At 71.7% G+C, this 22,629-nt stretch carries 20 protein-coding genes; 12 read left to right on the plus strand and 8 right to left on the minus strand.

All coding sequences use genetic code 11. From position 1 onward, the window contains the following. Positions 1–30: 30 nt before the first annotated feature. Positions 31–2,841, plus strand: coding sequence for a DEAD/DEAH box helicase (locus G4Z16_RS28835; protein ID WP_197353516.1), 2,811 nt, complete (start codon positions 31–33; stop codon positions 2,839–2,841). 33 nt (positions 2,842–2,874) lie between these two features. Here G4Z16_RS28835 and G4Z16_RS32810 read toward each other — a convergent pair whose 3' ends face one another. Next, positions 2,875–3,147 (minus strand): hypothetical protein, encoded by a 273-nt coding sequence (locus G4Z16_RS32810; RefSeq protein WP_246531120.1) that lies wholly within the window; start codon positions 3,145–3,147, stop codon positions 2,875–2,877. Between the two features lie 13 nt (positions 3,148–3,160). Between G4Z16_RS32810 and G4Z16_RS28840 the strand changes: the two genes are divergently transcribed. After that, positions 3,161–4,186: a phosphatidylinositol-specific phospholipase C1-like protein gene (locus G4Z16_RS28840; RefSeq protein WP_246531121.1), complete on the plus strand. Its 1,026-nt coding sequence runs from the start codon at positions 3,161–3,163 to the stop codon at positions 4,184–4,186. A 48-nt stretch (positions 4,187–4,234) separates the two neighbouring features. Here G4Z16_RS28840 and G4Z16_RS28845 read toward each other — a convergent pair whose 3' ends face one another. Beyond that, the gene (locus G4Z16_RS28845; RefSeq protein WP_197353518.1) at positions 4,235–5,089 is read right to left on the minus strand and encodes a siderophore-interacting protein; all 855 of its coding nucleotides are present in this window, start codon (positions 5,087–5,089) and stop codon (positions 4,235–4,237) included. Between the two features lie 152 nt (positions 5,090–5,241). Then, positions 5,242–6,156 carry a 5'-3' exonuclease gene (locus G4Z16_RS28850; RefSeq protein WP_197354992.1) on the minus strand — a complete coding sequence of 305 codons (915 nt, stop codon included), beginning with the start codon at positions 6,154–6,156 and terminating at the stop codon, positions 5,242–5,244. Positions 6,157–6,508: 352 nt separating this feature from the next. Here G4Z16_RS28850 and G4Z16_RS28855 point away from each other — a divergent pair, with 352 nt between their 5' ends. After that, on the plus strand, positions 6,509–7,255 hold the full coding sequence (locus G4Z16_RS28855; RefSeq protein WP_197353519.1) for a helical backbone metal receptor: 747 nt from the start codon (positions 6,509–6,511) through the stop codon (positions 7,253–7,255). 52 nt (positions 7,256–7,307) lie between these two features. Here G4Z16_RS28855 and G4Z16_RS28860 read toward each other — a convergent pair whose 3' ends face one another. The 3 genes from G4Z16_RS28860 to G4Z16_RS28870 all read right to left on the minus strand — a co-directional run bounded on the left by G4Z16_RS28860 (position 7,308) and on the right by G4Z16_RS28870 (position 10,673). After that, complete coding sequence (locus G4Z16_RS28860; protein WP_197354993.1) at positions 7,308–8,030, minus strand: gamma-glutamyl-gamma-aminobutyrate hydrolase family protein; 723 nt, start codon at positions 8,028–8,030, stop codon at positions 7,308–7,310. Between the two features lie 233 nt (positions 8,031–8,263). Continuing rightward, positions 8,264–9,772: an ethanolamine permease gene (eat, locus tag G4Z16_RS28865; protein WP_197353520.1), complete on the minus strand. Its 1,509-nt coding sequence runs from the start codon at positions 9,770–9,772 to the stop codon at positions 8,264–8,266. A gap of 121 nt (positions 9,773–9,893) precedes the next feature. Next, positions 9,894–10,673: a FadR/GntR family transcriptional regulator gene (locus tag G4Z16_RS28870; RefSeq protein WP_197353521.1), complete on the minus strand. Its 780-nt coding sequence runs from the start codon at positions 10,671–10,673 to the stop codon at positions 9,894–9,896. Positions 10,674–10,757: 84 nt separating this feature from the next. On the opposite strand from G4Z16_RS28870, the gene G4Z16_RS28875 reads away from it, so the two are divergent. The 4 genes from G4Z16_RS28875 (at position 10,758) to G4Z16_RS28890 (ending at position 15,236) form a co-directional block, all read left to right on the plus strand. Then, a complete protein-coding gene (locus G4Z16_RS28875; RefSeq protein WP_197353522.1) occupies positions 10,758–12,125 on the plus strand; it encodes a glutamine synthetase family protein in 1,368 nt (455 codons plus the stop codon). Between the two features lie 28 nt (positions 12,126–12,153). Further along, on the plus strand, positions 12,154–13,521 hold the full coding sequence (locus tag G4Z16_RS28880; RefSeq protein ID WP_197353523.1) for an aldehyde dehydrogenase family protein: 1,368 nt from the start codon (positions 12,154–12,156) through the stop codon (positions 13,519–13,521). After that, positions 13,518–14,324 (plus strand): 3-oxoacyl-ACP reductase, encoded by an 807-nt coding sequence (locus tag G4Z16_RS28885; RefSeq protein WP_197353524.1) that lies wholly within the window; start codon positions 13,518–13,520, stop codon positions 14,322–14,324. Before G4Z16_RS28880 ends, G4Z16_RS28885 begins: the two co-directional genes overlap by 4 nt. A gap of 81 nt (positions 14,325–14,405) precedes the next feature. Further along, entirely contained in the window at positions 14,406–15,236 is an 831-nt protein-coding gene (locus tag G4Z16_RS28890) for a DUF2510 domain-containing protein (RefSeq protein ID WP_246531390.1), read from the plus strand. A gap of 99 nt (positions 15,237–15,335) precedes the next feature. On the opposite strand, the gene G4Z16_RS28895 is transcribed toward G4Z16_RS28890, so the two are convergent. Next, complete coding sequence (locus G4Z16_RS28895) at positions 15,336–16,550, minus strand: amino acid deaminase/aldolase (protein ID WP_246531122.1); 1,215 nt, start codon at positions 16,548–16,550, stop codon at positions 15,336–15,338. Between the two features lie 768 nt (positions 16,551–17,318). On the opposite strand from G4Z16_RS28895, the gene G4Z16_RS28900 reads away from it, so the two are divergent. The 4 genes from G4Z16_RS28900 (at position 17,319) to G4Z16_RS28915 (ending at position 21,150) form a co-directional block, all read left to right on the plus strand. Next, entirely contained in the window at positions 17,319–18,101 is a 783-nt protein-coding gene (locus G4Z16_RS28900; RefSeq protein WP_197353527.1) for a hypothetical protein, read from the plus strand. 14 nt (positions 18,102–18,115) lie between these two features. Next, positions 18,116–19,330 carry a type VII secretion-associated serine protease mycosin gene (gene mycP, locus G4Z16_RS28905; protein ID WP_197353528.1) on the plus strand — a complete coding sequence of 405 codons (1,215 nt, stop codon included), beginning with the start codon at positions 18,116–18,118 and terminating at the stop codon, positions 19,328–19,330. A gap of 124 nt (positions 19,331–19,454) precedes the next feature. Further along, positions 19,455–20,219: an SseB family protein gene (locus G4Z16_RS28910; RefSeq protein ID WP_197353529.1), complete on the plus strand. Its 765-nt coding sequence runs from the start codon at positions 19,455–19,457 to the stop codon at positions 20,217–20,219. 193 nt (positions 20,220–20,412) lie between these two features. Continuing rightward, the gene (locus G4Z16_RS28915; RefSeq protein ID WP_197353530.1) at positions 20,413–21,150 is read left to right on the plus strand and encodes an MIP family channel protein; all 738 of its coding nucleotides are present in this window, start codon (positions 20,413–20,415) and stop codon (positions 21,148–21,150) included. Positions 21,151–21,200: 50 nt separating this feature from the next. Here the strand turns inward: G4Z16_RS28915 and G4Z16_RS28920 are convergent, their stop codons facing one another. Then, the gene (locus G4Z16_RS28920; RefSeq protein ID WP_028436553.1) at positions 21,201–21,590 is read right to left on the minus strand and encodes a DUF1844 domain-containing protein; all 390 of its coding nucleotides are present in this window, start codon (positions 21,588–21,590) and stop codon (positions 21,201–21,203) included. A 287-nt stretch (positions 21,591–21,877) separates the two neighbouring features. On the opposite strand from G4Z16_RS28920, the gene infC reads away from it, so the two are divergent. After that, the gene (gene infC / locus G4Z16_RS28925) at positions 21,878–22,540 is read left to right on the plus strand and encodes a translation initiation factor IF-3 (protein ID WP_197354994.1); all 663 of its coding nucleotides are present in this window, start codon (positions 21,878–21,880) and stop codon (positions 22,538–22,540) included. Positions 22,541–22,629 lie beyond the last annotated feature (89 nt).

Raw genomic sequence — 22,629 nt, forward strand, 5'->3', positions numbered from 1 at the left:
TCGGAGGCGGCCGGTAGGCTCGTAGTCACGATGACCGAGGATCTGTCCCCCGCAGAGCGATATGCACTGGCGCGGCTGCGCGCCGCCGAGCAGGCCACCGCTCTCGCCCCGTTCCGTGACCTGTACGACTTCGATCTCGACGAGTTCCAGATCGAGGCGTGCCGAGCCCTCGAAGCCGGAAAGGGAGTGCTGGTCGCGGCGCCGACCGGCTCCGGCAAGACGATCGTCGGCGAGTTCGCCGTGCATCTCGCCCTCACGCAGGGGCGCAAGTGCTTCTACACGACGCCGATCAAGGCTCTGTCGAACCAGAAGTACAACGACCTGGCCAAGCGCCACGGCGCGGACCGGGTCGGCCTGCTGACCGGGGACAACAGCGTCAACGCCGATGCTCCCGTCATCGTCATGACGACCGAGGTCCTGCGGAACATGCTCTACGCGGGCTCGCAGGCGCTCGTCGGGCTCGGATACGTGGTCATGGACGAGGTGCACTACCTCTCCGACCGGTTCCGGGGTGCGGTCTGGGAAGAGGTGATCATTCACCTGCCCGAGTCGGTCACGCTGGTATCCCTCTCGGCGACGGTGTCCAACGCCGAGGAGTTCGGGGACTGGCTGGACACCGTCCGCGGCGACACCGAGGTGATCGTCTCCGAGCACCGCCCCGTACCCCTGTGGCAGCACGTGCTGGGCGGCCGCCGCATGTACGACCTGTTCGAGGAGAAGGGCGACAAGCGCGAGGTCAACCCCGACCTGGTGCGCATGGCCCGCATGGAGAACAGCCGCCTGTCCGGCCCGCGCGACCGCCGCCGGGGAAGCCCTCGCAGGGAGGCGGACCGGGAACGTGAGCGGCGCAGGCGCTCCCGCGTCTGGACGCCGAGCCGCCCGGAGGTCATCGACAGGCTGGATTCGGAAGGGCTGCTGCCCGCCATCACCTTCATCTTCAGCCGCGCGGGCTGCGAGGCCGCCGTGCAGCAGTGCCTCCACGCGGGGCTGCGGCTGAACGACAGCTCCGCGCGGGCGCGGGTCCGCGAGATCGTCGAGCAGCGCACTGCGGACATCCCTGACACCGACCTCCACGTCCTGGGCTACTTCGAATGGCTGGAGGGGCTGGAGAGGGGCATCGCCGCGCACCACGCGGGCATGCTGCCCACCTTCAAGGAGGTCGTCGAGGAGCTGTTCGTACGAGGCCTGGTCAAGGCCGTGTTCGCGACGGAGACCCTCGCCCTCGGGATCAACATGCCGGCGCGGTCGGTGGTGCTGGAGAAGCTCGTCAAGTGGAACGGCGAGCAGCACGCGGACATCACGCCCGGCGAGTTCACGCAGCTGACGGGCCGTGCCGGGCGCCGCGGCATCGACATCGAGGGCCACGCGGTCGTGCTGTGGCAGCGAGGCATGGATCCGGCCGCGCTCGCCGGCCTGGCCGGTACGCGCACGTATCCGCTGCGCTCCTCGTTCAAGCCCTCGTACAACATGGCGGTCAACCTCGTCGGGCAGTTCGGGCGGCACACCTCGCGTGAGCTCCTGGAGACGTCCTTCGCCCAGTTCCAGGCCGACCGCTCCGTGGTGGGCATCTCCCGGCAGGTCCAGCGCAACGAGGAGGGCCTGGAGGGCTACCGGGAGTCGATGACGTGCCACCTCGGCGACTTCGAGGAGTATTCGCGGCTGCGCCGGCGCCTGAAGGACCGTGAGACGGAACTCGCCAAGCAGGGCGCGATGCAGCGCAGGGCACAGGCCGCCGCGGCGCTGGAGAAGCTGAAGCCCGGGGACGTCATCCATGTGCCGACGGGCAAGTTCGCCGGGCTGGCGCTCGTCCTCGACCCGGGAACGGGTGCGGGCGGCCGGGGTCCCGTCGAGCGCCGGGGCTGGCACCAGCAGGACGGGCCGCGTCCGCTGGTGCTGACGGCGCAACGGCAGGTGAAGCGGCTGGGCTCCATCGACTTCCCCGTTCCCGTGGAGCCGCTGGAGCGGATGCGTATCCCGAGGTCGTTCAACGCCCGCAGCCCCCAGTCCCGTCGGGACCTCGCGTCCGCGCTGCGCACGAAGGCCGGTCACCACGCGCCTCCGCGGCACCGCAAGCAGCGAGCGGACGCAGCCGACGACGACGAGATCGCACAGCTGCGCGCCGACATCCGCCGCCACCCGTGCCACGGCTGCGACGAGCGGGAGGACCACGCCCGCTGGGCCGAGCGGTACCACCGGCTCAAGCGGGACACGCGTCAGCTGGAGCGCAAGATCGAGGGCCGCACGAACACCATCGCCCGCACCTTCGACCGTGTCTCCGCGCTGCTGACGGAGCTGGGCTACCTCCGCGGCGACGAGGTGACGGAGGACGGGCGGCGGCTGGCGAGGCTCTACGGCGAGCTGGACCTGCTGGCGAGCGAATGCCTGCGTGACGGCGTCTGGGAGGGCCTGCCGCCTTCCGAGCTGGCCGCCTGCGTCTCGGCGTTGGTGTACGAGTCGCGCGCCGCCGACGACGCGCTGCCCCCGAAGCTGCCGAGCGGAGGGGCGCGTGGCGCCCTGCAGGAGATGGTGCGCATCTGGGGCCGTCTGGACGCCCTGGAGGAGGAGCACCGCATCAGCCAGACCGAAGGCGTAGGCCAGCGCGAGCCGGACCTGGGCTTCGCGTGGGCCGCCTACCGGTGGGCCGAGGGCCACGGCTTGGACTCGGTGCTGCGTGACGCCGACATGCCCGCCGGCGACTTCGTGCGCTGGTGCAAGCAGTGCATCGACGTGCTGGGGCAGATCGCGGTCGCCGCGCCGGAAGGCGGAGATGTGGCGAAGAACGCGCACAGGGCGCTGGAATCGATGCGGCGCGGGGTCGTGGCGTACACGAGCGTGGGCTGACCGCCGCGGCAGGGGAGCCGGCCCGCGCCCGCGTCAACGGCCGTGCTGTGCGGGAGTGTTGGCTCCGTGCGCCGCGTGGGCATGTACATCGCGCCCGAAGTTCTCGTGCCCGCGGGAGGTCGATGTGCGCACCACGTCCGGATCCGCTTCCAGACCCCGTCCCCGCTCCGCGTTCCCGTCCGGATCCAGAGGCCGCCGATGGGCCGCGTCCGTCGCCGCCCTGGCCGCGGCCGTCGCTCTCTCGTCGGCGGCGCCCGCCCCGCAGCCCGCGAAGACGCGGTCCGCGGCGGACGGATTGCGTGTCACGCAGATCCAGGCGATGGCGACCCACAACAGCTACCACCGTGAAGCGCCGTTCGCCGAGCAGCAGTTGATGGCACAGCACGATCCCGACTTCCGTACGCTGCTCTACAGTCACGCGTCGCTGCCCGTTCAGTTCTCCCGGCAGCAGGCCCGCGGCATCGAACTGGACGTCTTTCCCGACCCGGACGGCGGTCTCTACGCCGACCCGCTGATCCGCAAGGGCGCCGGCCTGCCGCCGCAGGACGATCCTGATCTGAGCGAGCCCGGCTTCAAGGTGATGCACTGGGCGGACTTCGACTACCACAGCAGCTGCGTCACCCTCAGGCGCTGCCTGACGCAGGTGAAGAAGTGGTCCGAGCGGCGCCCCGGCCATGTGCCCGTGCCCGTGCTCCTCGAACTCAAGGAGACGGACCCGGAGATGGAGGCCCGCGGCGGCGCGAAGAGCCCGCCCTGGGACACCGGGATGCTGGACGCGCTGGACGCGGAGATCCGCACCGTCTTCCCCGACGAGGCCACCGTCACCGCCGACGACATCCGCCGCCCCGGCGAAACGCTGGAGGAATCGGTGCGCAAGCACGGCTGGCCGCGGCTGTCCGCCGCCCGCGGAAAGGTGATGTTTCTGATGGACAACGACGACCAGAAGCTTCAGGACGCCTACCGGGCGGGAGGCCGGGAGAGCCTGCAAGGCAGGGTCCTGTTCACCGATTCCGAACCGGGCCGCCCGGACGCCGCGTTCATGAAGGTCAACGACCCGACCGGGCCCAACAAGGCCGTCATCCAGGACCTTGCGCGGCAGGGGTACTTCGTACGGACACGCTCCGACGTGCCCCTCGACCAGGCCGCCGGCGGCGACACGGGCATGCTCCGCGACGCTCTGGTCTCGGGGGCGCAGATGGTCTCGACGGACTTCCCCGTACCGGGCCTCGCCGCCCGCTACGGCTCCGACTACGTGGCCGAACTCCCGCGCGGCAGCGGCCCGGTGAGATGCAATCCGGTCACCGCGCCGGGGCGGGAATGCCCGGGCGGCCGGATGGAGCGCTGACGTCCGACGGGAGGCGTGGAGCAACGAGCGGAGGGGGCGGGGGCGGGGTCACGGCTGCTGACCGGCGCCCGCCTCCTGCTCGGCCTCGACCTGCGCCTTCCAGTCCTTCTTCGACGCCTGCCAGCCGTCCTCGTCGTGGCCGAGCCGCCAGTAGCCGGAGATGGACAACTGGTCGCGCTCCAGGCCGCGTTCGAGACGCAGGTGGCGGCGGAGTTCCTTGACGAAGCCGGCCTCGCCGTGCACGAACGCCTGCGGCGTTCCCGGGGGGAACTCCATCGCCCGCACGGCCTCGATGAGCTTCTGTCCCACCCGGACCGTTCCACGGTGCAGCCACGTCACGCCGGCCGTGTCCGGCACGCTCAGCTTCTGCTCCTCCTGCGGGCCCTCGACCTCGATCAGGGCCCGCACCGTGGCGTCCGCGGGCATGCTCTCGAGCGCGGCGGCGACGGCGGGCAGGGCGCTCTCGTCGCCGGCGAGCAGGTGCCAGTCGGCCTCCGGAGCGGGGGCGTAGGCGCCGCCCGGGCCGAGGAAGCGGATCTCGTCGCCCGGCCGGGCGCTCCGCGCCCACGGCCCGGCCAGCCCCTCGTCCCCGTGCACGACGAAGTCGAGCGTCAGCTCGCGCGCCGAGGGCGCCCAGGAGCGCACCGTGTACGTGCGGGTGACGGGCCACTGGTCGCGAGGGAAATCCGCGCGGATGGCGCCGATGTCGAACGGCTCGGGATACTCCACGCCCGGGACCGGGAAGAGCAGCTTGACGTAGTGGTCCGTGTACTCGCCGGCCTCGAATTCCGCCAGACCGGGCCCGCCCAGCACGACGCGCACCATGTGAGGGGTCAGCTGCTCGGTGCGGACCACGTGCGCGTGGTGGACCTTGTTCTTGCTGCGGGCCGGGCGGTCTGCCACGTGGGACTCCAGGATTGGGCGGAAGCAGAGGGGCGGCGTGGTTAGGGTTGCCTAAGTTCTCAACGTACCACTTCGGCCGGTGCAAGGCGCCGCTCGCCCCGCTCGTCCGCTCGCCAGTCCTTCCCCGGGCCCCGCCTCCGGTGCCGCCGCTGTCAGCGCTCCCGCTCCGCCAGCACGTTCAGCAGCCGCTCCAAGGAGCCGCCGAGGCCCCAGCGCTCCGCGAGCGCGTCGAGGGCCTTCGGGTCGCGCGGGCGGGACGGCAGAGAGGCGTCGAATTCCGGCAGGGCCACGTCGCTCGCGACCCGCACCACCTTCGGCGCCACCGCCAGATACGGACCGGCCTCGGCCAGACGCTTGCGCTGTGCCGGTGTGATCGCCGACCCGGGATCCTCGGCGGCGGCGATGATTCCCGCCAGGTCGCCGTAGCGCTCCAGCAGCTTCGCGGCGGTCTTCTCGCCGATGCCCTGTACGCCGGGGAGCCCGTCGCTCGGGTCGCCGCGCAGCAGTGCCAGATCGGCGTAACCCCCGCCGTCCACGCCGTACTTGGAGCGGAGAGCGGCACCGTCGTAGACGTCGAGCGTGCCGACACCCTTGACCGGATACAGCACCCGCACGCCCCGGTCGTCGTCGATCAGCTGGAACAGGTCGCGGTCGCCCGTGACGATGTCGACGGGCGAGTCCGCACGGGCCGTGAGCGTGCCGATGATGTCGTCCGCCTCGAAGCCGGCCGCGCCGACGCGGGCGATGCCGACCGCGTCGAGCACGTCGTCGATGACCGGCACCTGCGGGCTCAGCGTGTCCGGGATCTCCTCGGCGTCGGGGCCGGAGGCCACCTCCTCGGCGACGCGGTGCGCCTTGTAGGAGGGGATGAGTTCGACGCGCCACTGGGGACGCCAGTCGAAGTCCATGCAGGCCACGAGCGAGTCCGGATGACGGTTGCTCACCAGGCGTGCGATGAAGTCGAGCAGGCCGCGCACCGCATTGACCGGGGTGCCGTCGGGCGCCTTCACCGAGTCCGGCACGCCGAAGTACGCACGGAAGTAGAGGGACGAGGTGTCCAGGAGCATCAGGCGTCGTGCCGTCGTCGTAGTCACGCCACGATGATGCCGTACGCCTCCGACAGCGGACGCGGAAGAGGCACCGGGCGGACCGGACGCACGGCCCCGCAACCGTGACCGACCCCGGAGGACCGGGACGCACGGCTCCGCCGCCGCTGCCGAGGCGCTGCGCGACCCGCAGTCCATGTGCGCGGGTGGCGCAAATTGGCCTGCCTCATCGGCCGAGACCGGTCTACTCTCTTCTCCGTACGAGGAACGCGCCTCCGGCCCGTCGGCGACCCCCGGCGGACGACCACCGGTGGCGGGGCCGCCGTACGGGGCTGCGGCACCTTGAGCCGCACGGGGGGCGTACGGTGCCGGTATGGCGCACAGACGTACCGGCACCGTGCGACGCGTCGTCTCCCTCGTCCCCTCCCTGACCGAGGCTCTGGCGGTGACGGCACCCGAACTCCTCATCGGCGCCACCGACTGGTGCAGCCACCCGCCCGGGCTGGATGTGACCCGCGTGCGGGGCACCAAGAATCCGGACGTCGAGCGGATCGTCTCCCTCGCGCCCGACCTCGTCGTCGCGAACGAGGAGGAGAACCGCGAGGTCGATCTCGCCGCGCTGCGCTCCGCCGGTCTGGACGTCCTCGTCACCGAAGTGCGCACGCTGCCGCAGGCGTTCGCCGAACTGGACCGGGTACTGACCGTGGGCTGCGGGCTCGCCCGTCCCGTCTGGCTCGACGAGGCGGAGACCGCCTGGCGGGAGGTGCGCGCGGAGTTCGACGCGCGGGCCGTGGTGCCGGTGTGGCGCAAGCCGTGGATGGTTCTCGGCCGTGACACCTTCGCGGGCGCGCTGCTGGCGCATCTCGGGGTTCACAACATCTACGAGCGGCACGGCGAGCGCTATCCGCGGATGCCGATCGAGGAGCTGAACGGGCACGGCCGCGCCGATCTCGTCGTGCTGCCGGACGAGCCCTATCTCTTCACCGGCGAGGACGGCCCGGAGGCGTTTCCCGGCCTGCCCGCCGCGCTCGTCAGCGGGCGTTTCCTGACCTGGTACGGGCCCTCGCTCACCGAGGCGCCGGCGGCACTGGCGGGAGCACTGCGCACCGCGCTCGGATGACGGGACGTCCGCAAGGCCTCCCGGAACAGCCGGGTGTCCCGGGAGGTCCGCCTCATCCTGCTGCTGGAGCCGTCCGTTCCGCCGGCGCCGCCTGTGCCGCCTCCACCAGGGCGCGCATCACACGCACGTCCTGGCCCTCCTCGGGGTGCCACTGGACGGACAGGACGAACGGATGCTCGCTGCCCGGCAGTTCGAGCGCCTCGACCGTGCCGTCCTCGGCGTGAGCGCCCGGCACGAGGCCCTCACCCAACCTCGCCACCGCCTGGTGGTGGTACGTCGGCACGGACACCGGCTCGGGCAGTACCTGCGCGAGCCGCGTGCCGGCCACGGGCCGGACCGTGTGCTCGGCGAAGACGCCCGGGCGGCCGCGATGACCCTCCATGTGCTGGACGAGGGTGCCGCCCAGCAGGACGTTGAGGATCTGCATCCCCCGGCAGATCCCCAGCAACGGCACGCGCTGCTCCAGGGCGGCCCGGGCCAGGGCGAGTTCCCAGGCGTCGCGCTCGGGGTCGGACGGGCCGCAGTCGGGCCCTCGCTCCGCCCCGTACCTGGACGGTTCGACGTCAGGGCCTCCGGAGACGACCAGGCCGTCGAGCCTGCTCACGATCCGGTCTGCGTGCTCGTCGACGTCCGGCGGCAGCAGCAGCGCGCATCCGCCCGCTCGTTGAACGAGGCGGTGGTACCCGGCGGGCAGCACCGCGGCCTGGTGCTGCCAGACGCCCCAGCGGACGTCGGTCTCCATGTACGTGCTGACGCCGATCAGCGGGCTTTGCATGGCGTAAGGCCTCCGGCTGCGGATCTCGTCGTCTCCGGGCGTTCCGTCGGGCACGGTGCCCGGTCCTCATCTCCAGGGACCCGGTCCCGTCCGGTGCTCCAGCGTACGGGCGTGACGTGCCCCGGGCCGCCGCGCGTACGCCCGCATGCCCGCCCGGCGCGCGAGGTGGCGGCCGGGCGGGCACTGGCCGGACGGAGCCGGCCGGCGGTCAACGAGGACGGGCGGGACGGTGTCTAGGAGCGTGCGTGCGGGGCGGGAGCGGGGTCGTCGCCGTCGGAGTCCCGCTCGAGCTCCGCCTCGGCGGCCGCGAGCGCCGCGAACTCCTCCTCGGGGGCAGCGGCCACCAGGTGGTGCCGGCTGTAGAGGGCGAAGTAGGCGACGGCCACGACGTACAGGACCAGGGCGATCCCGGCCGCGGTCGGGTCCACCAGGAACGTGGCGACGACGGCCGAGCAGGCGAGAACGAAGGCGACCGACGAAGTGACCAGCCCGCCGGGCGTGCGGTAGGGCCGGGGCAGCTCCGGCTCGCGGCGGCGCAGCACGATGTGCGAGAGGGACATCAGCACGTAGCTGATGGCCGCGCCGAAGACGGCGATGTTCAGCATCCGCGCACCGTCGCCCGTGTACGCCGCCAGCCCGAAGCCGATCACGCCGGGTACCAGCAGACCGAGGTAGGGGGCCTTGCGACGGCTCGTCAGGGAGAGGAACCGGGGCAGGTATCCGGCGCGTGAGAGGGCGAACAGCTGCCGGGACCCGGCGTAGATGAGGGAGAAGAAGGACGCCACCAGGCCTGCCAGGCCCGCGTAGTTGACGACCCTGCTCAGCATCGTGGGCTCGCCGCCGGTCGCCGTCTGCAGAGCAGCGACGAGCGGGTTGTCGGCGTCCTTGATGGCGTCCGAACCGGCCGCTCCGGCAGCGGGGATCAGCGTCAGGAGGGCCAGGAGCACCAGGATGCCGATCGACCACGCGAGAGCCTTCGGCATGGCCCGGACCGGGTCGCGGGCCTCCTCCGCGGCGAGCGGAACGCCTTCGACGCCGAGGAAGAACCACATGCCGAAGGGGAACGCCGCCCAGATGCCCAGCAGTCCGAGCGGCAGCCACGCGCTGGAACCGAAGGCGGAGCCGTCGACGGCGACGTCGTTGAGCGAGGCGTCGCCGAAGTGCGTGAACGCGCCGATGCAGAAGACCAGCAGGGCCGCGACCGCGATGCCGGTGACGATGAAGCTGAAGCGCAGCGCCTCACCGACGCCCCACAGGTGGATGCCGATGAAGAGCGCGAAGCACACCAGATAGACCGGCCAGCCCGCCTCGATGCCGAAGAGGCCGAGCGACTCGACGTAGCCGCCGATGAAGACGGCGATGGCCGCCGGGGCGAGGATGTACTCGATGAGGATGGCCGTACCGGTCAGGAAGCCGCCCCAAGTCCCCAGCGCCCGGCGGGCGAAGCCGTAGCCGCCGCCGGCGGTCGGCAGGATCGAGGAGAGTTCCGCGAGGGAGAAGACCAGGCAGGTGTACATCGTACCCATGAGCACGGTGGCTATCGCCAGACCCCCGAAACCGCCTTCGGCGAGGCCGAAGTTCCAGCCCGCGTAGTCGCCCGAGACGACGTATGCGACGCCCAGACCGGTCAGCAGCAGCCACCCCGCGCTGCCCCGCCGCAGCGACCGCGCCTGGAGATAGGCCTCCGCGCTTTCCGGGCCGGTATCGGGGGACGACTGCGAGGACTTGGTTCCATCGGCCATGACCGCTCCTACCCTCGGCATATTGGTGTGGCTACATACCTTTGCGCCGAGGTGGGGCGCAGCGCAACCCCTGGTGCGTCACGCGGGGATTTCGTGTGTGTGCCGCCGTCACGCCGGACGGTCATGCGAGGAACCCCCGCAGCAGTGCGGCCGTACCCGCGCAGTGCTCGCGGCTGACGGTGCGCGCCCGCTCCGGGTCGCCGGCCAGGACGGCCTCGACGAGTTCCGCGTGCTGGCGCTGCGCGTGCTCCAGGTTGCGCACCAGCAGCGGGATGCGGCCCAGCAGGTCGTTGACCTTGGCCCGCACGGCCGCGTACTGGGCCGTGAGTGTGGGGGACCCGGCCAGTTCGACGAGGGTGAGGTGGAAGAGGGTGTCGCCGCGGCGGTAGTCGGCGAGGGCTGCGTTCCGGGTGGCGTCCAAGGCCGCGCGCAGCTGTGCGGCCTCGGACTTCTCCAGCCCGCGGGAGGCGCACAGTTCGGCCGCGCCCGTCTCGAGCACCTCGCGGAAGCGCAGGGTGTCCCGCACGTCCACGCCCTCGGGCGCCGCGACGACGCCGGGCGGATTCTCCGGTGTGTCCGCGTCGGGTGCGGGAGGCTGCGGGTGCTGCACGAAGGTGCCTCCGTAGCGGCCGCGCCGGCTGATCACCAGGCCCTGTTCGGCGAGTACCTTGAGCACTTCGCGGAGCATCACGCGGCTGATGCCGAGGCGTTCGGCGAGTTCGCGTTCGGCGGGGAGCCGTTCGCCGTCGGGGACCAGGCCCAGCCGGACGATCTGGAGTATCTGCTCCAGAGCCTCCTCGAAGCCGTTGCCGGCCCGCACCGGGCGCAGCACGGCGGCGAGCCGGTCGTTCCCGGGCCGCCCGCCGGTGGTCCCCGGTGCGGCTGTGTGATCGGCTCTCACTGCCCCTCCCTCATCGAACCCCTTCCGAACCAATGGTCTCTGGGACTACCTTATGACTTCCGGTGGACCGACAGGAGGCCAGACGTGGCAGAACGCACACCATTGCTCTCCGTCGACGAGCTGCGGGTGCTCGTCGAACGGGAGGAGATCGATACCGTCGCCCTGGCCTTCACCGATATGCAAGGGCGGCTGCAGGGCAAAAGGTTCGCGGCCCGCCACTTCCTGGACGAGGTCCTGGAGCACGGCACCGAGGGCTGCAACTACCTGCTCGCCGTGGACGTCGACCTGAACACCGTCGACGGCTACAGCATGTCCTCCTGGGAGCGCGGTTACGGCGACTTCGCCATGCACGGCGACACCAGCACCATGCGCCTCGTCCCCTGGAACCCGGGCACGGCGATGCTGACCGCCGATCTGGCGTGGCACGACGGCTCTCCCGTCGTCGCCTCCCCGCGGCAGATCCTCCGCCGCCAGCTCGACCGCCTCGCCGAGCGCGGCTGGAGCGCGTACACCGGCACCGAGCTGGAGTTCATGGTCTTCCAGAACACCTACGAGCAGGCGTGGGACAGCGCGTACCGGGACCTGACCCCGGCGAACCAGTACAACGTCGACTACTCGATGCTCGGCACCGGCCGCGTCGAGCCGCTGCTGCGCCGCATCCGAAACGAGATGGGTGCGGCCGGGATGAAGGTGGAGTCCGCGAAGGGCGAGTGCAACCTGGGCCAGCACGAGATCGCCTTCCGCTACGACGAGGCGCTCACGACCTGCGACCAGCACGTCGTCTACAAGACGGGCGCCAAGGAGATCGCCGCCCAGTCGGGCCAGGCGCTCACCTTCATGGCCAAGTTCAACGAGCGCGAGGGCAATTCCTGCCACATCCATCTCTCGCTGCGCGACGAGAACGGTGCCCCTGTCCTCGCCGACGACGACGGCCCGTACGGGATGTCCGCCACGATGCGGCACTTCCTGGCCGGACAGCTCGCGGCCATGCGGGAGTTCACGCTGCTCTACGCCCCGAACATCAACTCCTACAAGCGTTTCCAGCCGGGTTCCTTCGCGCCCACGGCCGTCGCCTGGGGCCCGGACAACCGCACGTGCGCGCTGCGCATCGTCGGGCACGGACACAGCCACCGCTTGGAGAACCGTGTGCCCGGCGGCGACGTGAATCCGTACCTGGCCACCGCCGGGATGATCGCGGCGGGCCTCCACGGCGTGGACCAGAAGCTGGAGCTCGAGGAGGCCTGTACCGGCAACGCCTACACGGGCGACGCCACGCACGTGCCCTCCACGCTGCGCGAGGCGGCAGAACTGTGGGAGCAGAGCGCCATCGCGCGCGAGGCGTTCGGCGAGGAAGTCGTCACTCATTACCTGAACATGGCGCACGTCGAGCAGAAGGCGTACGACACGGCCGTCACGGACTGGGAGCGCTTCCGCTCCTTCGAGCGCATGTGAGGAACGAGTTTTGCAGGACGAGCACCACGTGAACGAACTCCCGGTCATCAACCCCTCGACCGAGGAACTGATCACCACCGTTACCGCCGCCGGCCCGGCGGAGGTCGACGCGGCCGTGCGGCGGGCGGTGAGCGCGCAGAGCGTGTGGGCGGCGCTCGCTCCGGGCGAACGCGCCCGGCTGCTGCGCCGGTTCGCCGTCGTCGTCGACGAACACCTCGAGGAACTGGCCGGGTTGGAGGTCCAGGAGGCCGGACACCCCCTCGGCAACGCCCGGTTCGAGGCGGGCAACGTCCGCGATCTCCTCGACTACGCCGCCGGGGGAGTGGAGCGGCTCAGCGGACGTCAGATCCCGGTCGAGGGAGGCATCGACGTCACCTTCGCCGAACCGCTCGGCGTCGTCGCCGTCATCGCGCCCTGGAACTTCCCCATGCCGGTGGCCGCCTGGGGCACGGCGCCCGCGCTGGCGGCCGGCAACGCGGTCGTGCTCAAGCCCGCGGAGACCACGCCGCTGACGGCGCTGCGCCTGAGTGAACTCGCCCTGGAGGTGGGGCTTCCCGAGGGCCTCTTCCAAGTGCTGCCCGGCGAGGGACCGGTGGCGGGCACCGCGCTGGTGGAGCATCCGCGGGTGGCCAAGGTCGTCTTCACGGGTTCGACCGCCGTCGGCAGGGACATCATGGCCCGGTGCGCGGCGAGCGTGAAGCCGGTGACGCTCGAACTCGGCGGCAAGAGCCCCAACATCGTCTTCGCCGACGCCGACCTCGAACTGGCCGCCACCGCCGCCCCCGGCTCGTTCCTGGACAACACAGGCCAGGACTGCTGCGCCCGCAGCCGCATCCTCGTGCAACGCGAGGTCTACGACCGCTTCCTGGAGCTGCTGGAGCCGGCGGTGAAGGCCTTCACGGCCGGCGATCCCGCTGACCCGGCGACACAGATGGGCCCGCTCATCTCGGAGCGCCAGCGCGAGCGCGTGCGCGGCTACGTCCCCGAGGACGAGCCCGCCCTGATCCGGGGAGACGCCCCCGGCGGCAAGGGCTTCTGGTATCCGGCCACCGTTCTGGAGGGGCGGCCCGGCGACCGGCGCAGCGCAGAGGAGATCTTCGGACCGGTGGCCGTGGCCATCCCCTTCGCGGACGAGGCGGAGGCCGTCCGCATCGCCAACGACTCCGACTACGGCCTGTCGGGCTCGATCTGGACCCGCGACGTGGGCCGTGCGCTGCGCGTCTCGCGCGCCGTCCAGGCAGGCAACCTGTCGGTCAATTCCCACAGCGCCGTGCGCTACACGACTCCCTTCGGCGGCTACAAGCAGTCGGGGCTCGGCCGTGAACTCGGCCCCGACGCGCTGTCCGCCTTCACCGAGACCAAGAACGTCTTCATCAGTACGGAGGTACAGCCGTGACCGAATCGCTCACCGGCCCCGAGGGGGCAACGCCCCAGTGCCGGCGCCTGACCGGCCGCACCGCCGTGGTGACCGGTGCGGGCAGCGGCATCGGCCTCGCGTCCGCGCGGCGCCTCGCCTCGGAGGGCGCCAAGGTGGTCTGCGCCGACGTCGACGGCGAGCGCGGCAAGAAGGCGGCCGAGGAGACCGGCGGTCTGTACGTGGAGACGGACGTCACCGACTCCGAGCAGGTCGAGGCGCTCTTCCGCACTGCGCACGAGACCTACGGCTCGGTCGACATCGCCTTCAACAACGCCGGCATCTCGCCTCCGGACGACGACTCGATCCTCACCACCGGCATCGACGCGTGGCAGCGCGTGCAGCAGGTCAACCTCACCTCGGTCTACCTGTGCTGCAAGCACGCCATCCCGTACATGCAGCGGCAGGGACGCGGCTCGATCATCAACACCGCCTCCTTCGTCGCCGTGCTCGGCGCGGCCACCTCCCAGATCAGCTACACGGCCTCCAAGGGCGGCGTGCTCGCGATGTCCCGGGAGCTGGGCGTGCAGTTCGCCCGGGAGGGCATCAGGGTCAACGCGATCTGCCCCGGGCCCGTCAACACCCCGCTGCTGAAGGAGCTGTTCGCGAAGGACCCGGAGCGTGCGCAGCGCCGGCTCGTGCACGTGCCGCCGGGCCGCTTCGCCGAGCCGGAGGAGATCGCTGCCGCCGTGGCCTTCCTGGCCAGCGACGACGCCTCGTTCGTCAACGCGACGGACTTCATGGTGGACGGCGGTATCTCCGGGGCGTACGTGACGCCCGTCTGACCATGCCCTGCGGGGACGCCTCCGGCCGGGCGGTGACTGTGTGATTCGCACACACGTTGCCCTACAGTGCGATGCGTGAGCATGACGACGCCGCCCGGCTGGTACCCCGATCCCGACCCCGCGCAGAGAGCCAACTCGCCCTCCGCGGAACGCTGGTGGGACGGCACCTCCTGGACCGGGCAGACCCGCACCAAGGCTGCCGTGCGCGGCCCTCTCGTGGCGGGCATCGTCGGTGCGGTGGTCCTCGTAGCCGCCCTCGTCGTCAGCGTGGTTCTGGCCTTCGGCACCGGCCCCGGTTCCGGTCTTACGCGCGACGAGGCCGGAGCGGGCGAGCCCGAGACCCCCGAAGAGGACCCCGGTGCGCCGGAGGAGGACCCGGAGGCGCCCGGCGGGCCTGAGGGCGACGTCCCCGCGTCGGGAGTCGACCTGCCGGTTCTGAAGGGCTGGGACCACGACCCGTTCGGGCCGATGGTCACGACCGGGGAGTACAAGTGCCCCGGGAGCAAGGAGGAGAGCTGCCTGCGCGGCTCGTCCGTCATCGTCGTGGCGCCCGCAGGCAAGAGCAGCGCCGAGGACACCGCTAAGAAGGACATCGGGCGGTTCGCGCAACTCGCCTACAGCAAGGGCACTTACGGCGGCATCACCTCGCACAGGGCGGTGGCCTCCGAGAAGACCTCGGTGGCCGGCCAGGACGCGTACCGGGTGCGCTGGAAGATCGTCAACCGCACCAAGCCGGACGCCTACGTCGAGTCCGTGGCCTTCACACACCCGGACGGGTCGGGGGAGATGCTGCTGCTGCGCACCGGCTTCGACATCGCGAAGTCAGCTCCGCCGCTGAGCGACATGGACAAGCTCGCCGCAGGAGTCACCGAGCGCGAATCGGATCAGGACAGCCCGAGCGAAGACGTCTGAGAGCGGACGGCGTGACCGCCCCGGGGGCAGGGGTGCCGGCGGTGCGCGCCATGTCGTGGACCGTGGTGCGGGTAGGTCCGGGGACCCGCCGCACGATCCTCAGAGGAATGTGTGACCCTCGCCCCGGTATGTCGGGAACGTGCCGGTGACGCGGTCGCCCTCGATCACGTGCAGCGTGTCGAACCGCTCGCACAGCTCCCCGGCCTTGGCGTGCCGGAACCAGACCCGGTCTCCCACGAGGAGGTCGTCGGCGGGCGGCCCGAGCAGCGGCGTCTGCACCTCGCCCGCCCCCTCCTGCTTGTCGTAGCGAAGCCCCTCGGGAAGGTAGGGCTGCGGCAGACGGTCCGGACCGGGCGCTCCGGAAGCCGGATAGCCCCCGCCCAGGACCGTCACCACGCCCACGCCCGGTCTGCGTACGACCGGCAGGGCGAAGAGCGCGGCCGGGCGCCCGGTGAACGACGTGTAGTGGTCGAACAGGCGCGGCACGAACAGGCCGGAGCCCGCCGCGATCTCCGTGACCGCCTCCTCGGCGGCCGTGTGCTGCACGCTCCCCGTGCCGCCCCCGTTGACGAGCTCCAGGCCGGGAGCGACGCGGCGCACCGCCCGCACGGCCGCCGCCCTGCGCGCGGCCAGCTCCCGCTTGGCCGCCGCCTGCATGAGCCGTACGCCGCGCGAGCGTGCCCAGTTGCCGGGCGCTGCGTCGCCGACCCCGGCGATGTGACCTTCGTAGGCCATCAGTCCCGTCAGGCGGAAGCCCTCGCGGCGGGTGACAGAGCGGGCGAGCTCCGCGAGCCGGGTGGGGGAGTGCACCGGTGAACGGCGCGCACCGATGCGGACACGGCCGCCCAACAGCCGCAGGGAGGTGTCGAGTTCGAGGCAGACCCGGATCTCCTGCGTGCCGCCCTCCCTCGCGGCGTCGATGAGGTCCAGCTGGTCGGTGTCGTCGACCATCACGGTCACGCTCCGGGCGAGCTTCGGGTCCGAGGCGAGCTCGGCGTACCCGGAACGGTCCGCGGACGGATAGGCCAGCAGCACGTCGTCGATTCCGGAGCGCGCCAGCCACAGCGACTCGGCGAGCGTGAAGGAGAGCACACCGGCGAAACCGTCACGGGAGAGCACCCGCTCCAGCAGCGCCCTGCAGCGCACCGACTTGCTGGCCACGCGGATCGGCTTGCCGCCCGCGCGGCGCACCAGGTCGGAGGCGTTGGCGTCGAACGCGTCCAGGTCGACGACGGCCAGCGGCGGGTCCAGATGCGCCGTCGCCCGGTCGTAGCGGCTGCGGTCGGCTGCGAGGTCTGAAGAGGCGTCGGGCACGCGGGCAGCTTGCCAGAGCGAAGGCGTGCGGGACAGTCCTCCCATCTGCTCGACCGGGTTGCCGTGACCACCAGTTCGCCCCGTAGAGTGACGGCCGCACGCTGCCATGAGTCTGGACCAGCGGCGTGCTGTCCGATTAGAACCGGCATGCCCCGAAAGGGATCGTGTGGGGTGGCACTGCGCGCGGGAGGGGTGCAGATGAGCACTGATGCCGACCGCACACACTCCCAGGACCCTTCCCCGGGCTCATATCCCGGACGTCCCCAGGTCCCGCCACGCCCCGCCTTTCCCCCGCGCCCGTCTGCGCCTCCGCGCCAGGGCGGGCCCGTGGAGCATGCACAGAGAGACGAGCCCACCGCACACATGCCGCACGACACGGAATCGGACGCATCCAGGCCCTCCGAACCGGAGTCCTCGTCCGCCCCGTCAGACCCTTCTGCCGATCCCGGCCGGCCCGGCGCGTCGTCCCCGTCAGGCGGGCCGCAGCTTCCCCGGGTCGCCGCGATTCCCCAGCCTCCGCCGCCCACAGGTGAGCCGCTGACGTCCTGGCCACCGCGCCGCAGCCCGCCTCACCCCGACGACACCGGGCGGGCCCGTGATGCCGGCCCGGCCGGGGACAGATACACCCGAGGCACCGGTCCCGGCGCACCGCTTCCGCCTGCGAGCACCGTCCCGCCCCAGCGTCCGTTGGGACCTGCGGGACCGGCCGGGAATCCCCTTCCGTCGCGGCAGCCCGACTATCCCGACCCCGGACCTCCCACGTGGCAGTTGCGGCCCATCAGTGACGAGCCCGCCCACCACCGGCCGGCGCCCCGTACCGTCGCCGCCGCCGTCTGTCTCGTCCTTGGAGTGGGTCTGCTGGGCGGGGCGGCCGCGGGTACGTTCCTCACCGACGATCCGGGCCAACAGGCCGCCACCGAGGGTTCGTTCGACGACATGCGTGCCGCGTGGCACAACAGCTCGGTCGACGCCCTCTTCCCCCGCGTCCTCGAGGGGAAGGGCGCCGGCCCGGGCGGAGCCGACCGCCGCTGGCTCCGCGTCGCGGTCGCGCCGGACAGCAACTGCCGTGAGGCGTTCGACCCGTTGCTCGCCAAGGCCCTCCTGCCCGTCGGTTGCAGCCGTCTCGTGCGGGCCACGTACGCCGACGAGACGACCAGTTCCGTGACGACCGTCGGACTGCTCTTCACCCGCTCCGAAGGTGCGGGCATGCGCGCGCTCCGCAAGCGGTTCGCGGTCGAAAACCTCAGCGAGCGCACCGATCTGATGCCCCGTCCGTACGGATCACGCGGCACGGTCTCGGCCGACTTCGGCGATGCGCAGCGTGCCAGTTGGACGATGCGGGTGCTCTCCGACGCACCCGTCGTCGTCTACGCCGTGAGCGGCTTCGCGGACGGACGGATCGTCAGCGACCCGCAGGCCGCAGCGGAGGCCACCGAGAAGGGCGAGACCTCGGCGGCCGCGCAGGCCGGTCTCGGCCACGACGCACAGGGCATCGCGGACCGCATCGAGCGCCGGCTGCGCAATGCGGCGGGGGAAGAGGGCGACCAGTGACGCATACAAGTCCCATGGGAGGTCCGGCCCGGCACATCGGGCCGCGGCGCGTGGCCGTCGTGGCACTGGCGGCGGCGCTTGGACTGCTCCCGGCAGCCGGGAGCGCACAGGCGGCCGAGGGAGAGGGCGTCCAGCGCCAGCAGTGGGGCCTGAAGGCCATCCAGGTGGCGGACGCATGGAAGACCACCAAGGGCAAGGGCATCACCGTCGCCGTGCTGGACACCGGGGTCGACTCCGGCCATCCGGACCTGAAGGGGAGCGTCCGCGAGGGCCGCGACTTCATCCGCATCGGCGCCAAGAAGGGCGACCGCGCGTGGGCCCGGCACGGCACCGCCATGGCGGGGATCATCGCCGGCCACGGTCATGGCAAGGGCGACAAGCTCGGCGTCATGGGCGTCGCACCCGAGGCGAAGATCCTTCCCGTGCGGGTCCTCCTCGAGGACAGCGACCCCAAGCGCAAGGAGGCCCGCAACTCCCGCGCCACCGCCCTCGCCGACGGCATCCGCTGGGCCGCCGACAAGGGCGCGGACGTCATCAACCTCTCCCTCGGGGACGACAGCAGCTCGGCTCACCCCGAGCCCGGCGAGGACGCCGCCGTCCGCTACGCGCAGCGCCGGGGCTCCGTCGTCGTGGCCTCCGCCGGCAACGGCGGCGAGGAGGGCGACCACGTCTCCTACCCGGCGGCCTATCCCGGCGTCATGGCGGTCACCGCCGTCGACCGCCGCGGTGCACGGGCCTCCTTCTCCACCCGGCGCTGGTACGCGACCGTCGCCGCCCCCGGCAAGGGGGTGCTGATCGCCGACCCTGACCGGCACTACTACGAGGGCTGGGGCACCAGCGCCGCCTCGGCGTTCGCCTCCGGGGCGGTCGCGCTCGTACGGGCCGCCCACCCGGACCTCAGCCCCGCGCAGATCAAGGACCTCATCTCCGACACGGCACGCCACACCCCGGAGGGCGGACGCAGCGACGCCCTGGGCACGGGCGTCGTCGACCCCGCGGCAGCCATCGAGATGGGCTCGAACATCAAGCCCCGCAAACAGGAGCCCAGTCATCCGCCGTACCGGAGCGAGTTCTTCGGCACCGGCCCGGACGACGGACCCAGCGCGGGCTGGCTGGCGACCATCGCCGCCGTGCTCGGGCTGCTGCTCGTCGGCGGCGCGGTGGCCGTGCACAAGGGCGTGAACCTGGAGACGTTGCGCGGCCTGGGCTCGGGGTCACGTGAGCGCTGACGGGCGGAGCTCCGTGGCTCCCGCCGTGAGGGACGCGACGGGACGGTCGGGGTGCGCCGAGCGCCGGGGCCCGGCCGCGCCCCGGCGTCGGAGACCGCCACGGCTCGGAACTAAGCTGCCGTCCGTGGCGCCGCTCAAGAACATCCCCGACCCCGGCTTCGCAGCCGACACCGGCTCGGCCGACCCCGCTCTCGCCGGGGCGCTCGCCGCCTGGCAGGCCGCCCCCGGGGAACCTGGCGCCGAGCAGTGTGTGCTCGAAGCCCTCGCCGGGGCGCGGTTGCTGGTCCCCGTCGTCGCGGTCCTGGGCGAGGCCGAGACCGACGAGTCGGGGCTGCGCCGCGACAAGACGAGCGACATGGCCGTGCCGACGCTCACCTCTCCAGGAGGGCGCCGGGCACTCCCCGCGTTCACGAGCACCGAGACCCTCGCCCGCTGGAACGCGGAGGCACGGCCGGTGGCCGTGGCGCTGGGCCAGGCGCTGCGGGCGCTCGCCCAGGAGAAGGCCGACACCCTCGTCCTGGACCTCGCCGGGCCCGTGACGTATCAGCTCACCGGCGCCGCACTGCGTGCGCTCGCCGAGGGCCGCACCAGTGCCGACCCTGCCGCCGATCCCCACGTCACGGCCGCGTTGCGAGCCCTGCTGGAGGCCGAGCCAGATGTGGCAGGCGCACATCTGGCGCTCGGCGGTCCCACGGCCGACGCTACCCTCGCCATAACGCTCACCCCGGACGCCGCCGCCGATGCCGCGGCAGCCACCGCGACCGTGCGGCGGCTGGCCGGCGCGCTCGCGTCCGACGAGACGCTGCGCTCACGTCTCGTCCGGGGCCTCGAACTGGCGCTGCTCCCGCCCGGCAGCACCCTGCCCGAGAACGCTCTCCACCGGCGCTGACTGTCTTCTGTCCGGGGCTTGCTGACCGGGCGGGCCCACCCGCCGCGCGGCGGCCCACGGTGGCCCGGCCGCGGTGGAAGCAGGGTGGTCAAGCGCATCGTCGCTGGTGGAAGGCCTGTTCCCACTCGACATGCGAGCCCGGTGCAGGCGGCGGAGGATGGTGGACGACCATTCCCGACGTGTCAGGAGTGCCATGTCGACCGAGACGGAGCTGCAGACCACTGCGGCGGAATTCCTGGGAACCCTGGTCCTCGTGTTCTTCGCGGTGGGCGCCACGGTGCTGTCGGGTGAGTACATCGGGACGCTCGGTATCGCCCTCGCGTTCGGGTTCACGCTGCTCGCGCTGGCCTACGTCTTCGGACCGGTCTCCGGCGCCCACGTGAATCCCGCGGTCACCCTCGGGATGGTGGCGGCCAAGCGCATGGACCTGCCGACGGCGATCAGGTACTGGGTCGCGCAGATCGCCGGCGCCATCGCGGGTGCCGCACTGCTCTTCCTGCTCGCCAAGCAGGTCCCCGGACTGCAGACCAGCGAGAGCTTCGGCAGCAACGGCTTCGGTGACCGCTCCGCGGTGCAGATCAACCTGGGCGGCGCGTTCCTGGCGGAGCTGATGATGACCGCGCTGCTCGTCTACGTCTACCTGTGCATGACCCACAAGGTGACCATCGCGGGCTTCGGCGGTATCCCCATCGGCCTCACGCTGGCCGTGGTCAATCTGATCGGCATCCCGCTGACGGGCGCCTCGGTCAATCCGGCCCGCAGCCTGGGTCCGGCCATCTTCGCCGGCGGTGCCGCACTGACCCAGTTCTGGCTCTTCCTGGTGGCCCCGCTCGTGGGGGGCCTGCTCGCGGCGGCGGTGCACCGCGTCACGCACCCGCCGGCCGGCGCGGAACTGCACCGGAACCTTCAGCCCTCGGGGTCGCCCCGCTGAACGGACGGAACGGGCCGGGCCGGAACATCTCCGGTCCGGCCACCGTGTGCTCAGCTGAATACGGGGCCCGTGAACTTCTCGCCGGGGCCCTGCCCGGGTTCGTCCGGCACGGCCGACGCCTCGCGGAAGGCCAGCTGCAGGGACTTCAGACCGTCGCGGAGCGGCGCCGCGTGGTACGTGCCGATCTCCGTGGCACTCGCGGTGACGAGGCCGGCCAGGGAGTGGATGAGCTTCCGCGCCTCGTCCAGGTCACGGTGCTGCTCGCCGTCCTCGGAGAGGCCCAGGTTGACCGCGGCCGAGCTCATCAGATGCACAGCGACCGTGGTGATCACCTCGACCGCCGGGACGTCCGCGATGTCGCGGGTCAAGCTGTCGAAGTCGGGAGCACCGGGGCCCTGGCCGCCGGCCCCCGCGGGGCGATTCGATTCGGTGTCGCTCATGCGTGCCACCCTAGGCCCCCGAGCCGTGAGGGCTCCCGCCCAGGTGACCCCGGTGGGGACCTTCGGTGACCCCTGGTATGCTGGGATATCGACCGGCTGGAGAGTAAGTGCTTCAGCCCGCAAGTGGAGGCTCCGAACTCCCACCTGACGGCCCCGCCGGGCCGCGGGTCAACGGTCAGGCTGCGCCCCGCGGATCGCGCGACGGTGCTCCAGGTCTTTGAGGAGCCACCGCCTGTGTCCGTCAGGGGCGTTTTTTGCGTCTCCGGCGCGGTGGTCACTAAGACGACATCACTTGCGCGGCCGTCCGCCAGACCGCCGCGTCGTGTACCCGAGGAGGCCCCATCAGCGCCGAGCCCCGCATCAACGACCGGATTCGCGTCCCTGAGGTGCGACTCGTCGGTCCCAGTGGCGAGCAGGTCGGCATCGTGCCGCTTGCCAAGGCCCTGGAGCTCGCACAGGAATACGACCTCGACCTCGTCGAGGTGGCCGCGACAGCCCGTCCGCCGGTGTGCAAGCTCATGGACTACGGAAAGTTCAAGTACGAGTCGGCCATGAAGGCCCGTGAGGCGCGCAAGAACCAGGCGCACACGGTCATCAAGGAGATGAAGCTCCGGCCGAAGATCGATCCGCACGACTACGACACCAAGAAGGGTCACGTCGTCCGGTTCCTCAAGCAGGGTGACAAGGTCAAGATCACGATCATGTTCCGCGGACGCGAGCAGTCCCGCCCCGAGCTGGGCTTCCGGCTGCTCCAGCGGCTCGCGGACGACGTCGCCGACCTGGGCTTCGTGGAATCCAACCCGAAGCAGGACGGCCGTAACATGATCATGGTCCTCGGTCCGCACAAGAAGAAGACCGAGGCCATGGCCGAAGCCCGCGAGGCTCAGGCCGCCCGCAAGGCCGGCCGCCAGCAGGAGAGCAGCCCCGCCGAGGAGCCCGCTGAGGCGTGAGCCCTCAAGGGGCCCCGGCCTCGGGACCCCCTGGACAACCCGTAAGCGACAGACGGCGCCTCCGCCGCCGGCCCCCGGCCGAGCGCGAG

Origin of the sequence: Streptomyces bathyalis (assembly GCF_015910445.1) — a bacterium.
GTDB classification, from domain to species: domain Bacteria; phylum Actinomycetota; class Actinomycetes; order Streptomycetales; family Streptomycetaceae; genus Streptomyces; species Streptomyces bathyalis.

Bases quoted from the DNA above. Each gene is read 5' to 3' on its own strand.
- G4Z16_RS28835 (WP_197353516.1), top strand. From the start codon at position 31: ATGACCGAGGATCTGTCCCCCGCAGAGCGATATGCACTGGCGCGGCTG.
- G4Z16_RS28840 (WP_246531121.1), top strand. From the start codon at position 3,161: ATGGCGACCCACAACAGCTACCACCGTGAAGCGCCGTTCGCCGAGCAG.
- G4Z16_RS28850 (WP_197354992.1), bottom strand. From the start codon at position 6,156: ATGCTCCTGGACACCTCGTCCCTCTACTTCCGTGCGTACTTCGGCGTG.
- G4Z16_RS28855 (WP_197353519.1), top strand. From the start codon at position 6,509: ATGGCGCACAGACGTACCGGCACCGTGCGACGCGTCGTCTCCCTCGTC.
- G4Z16_RS28860 (WP_197354993.1), bottom strand. From the start codon at position 8,030: ATGCAAAGCCCGCTGATCGGCGTCAGCACGTACATGGAGACCGACGTC.
- eat (WP_197353520.1), bottom strand. From the start codon at position 9,772: ATGGCCGATGGAACCAAGTCCTCGCAGTCGTCCCCCGATACCGGCCCG.
- G4Z16_RS28890 (WP_246531390.1), top strand. From the start codon at position 14,406: ATGACGACGCCGCCCGGCTGGTACCCCGATCCCGACCCCGCGCAGAGA.
- mycP (WP_197353528.1), top strand. From the start codon at position 18,116: ATGGGAGGTCCGGCCCGGCACATCGGGCCGCGGCGCGTGGCCGTCGTG.
- G4Z16_RS28915 (WP_197353530.1), top strand. From the start codon at position 20,413: ATGTCGACCGAGACGGAGCTGCAGACCACTGCGGCGGAATTCCTGGGA.
- G4Z16_RS28920 (WP_028436553.1), bottom strand. From the start codon at position 21,590: ATGAGCGACACCGAATCGAATCGCCCCGCGGGGGCCGGCGGCCAGGGC.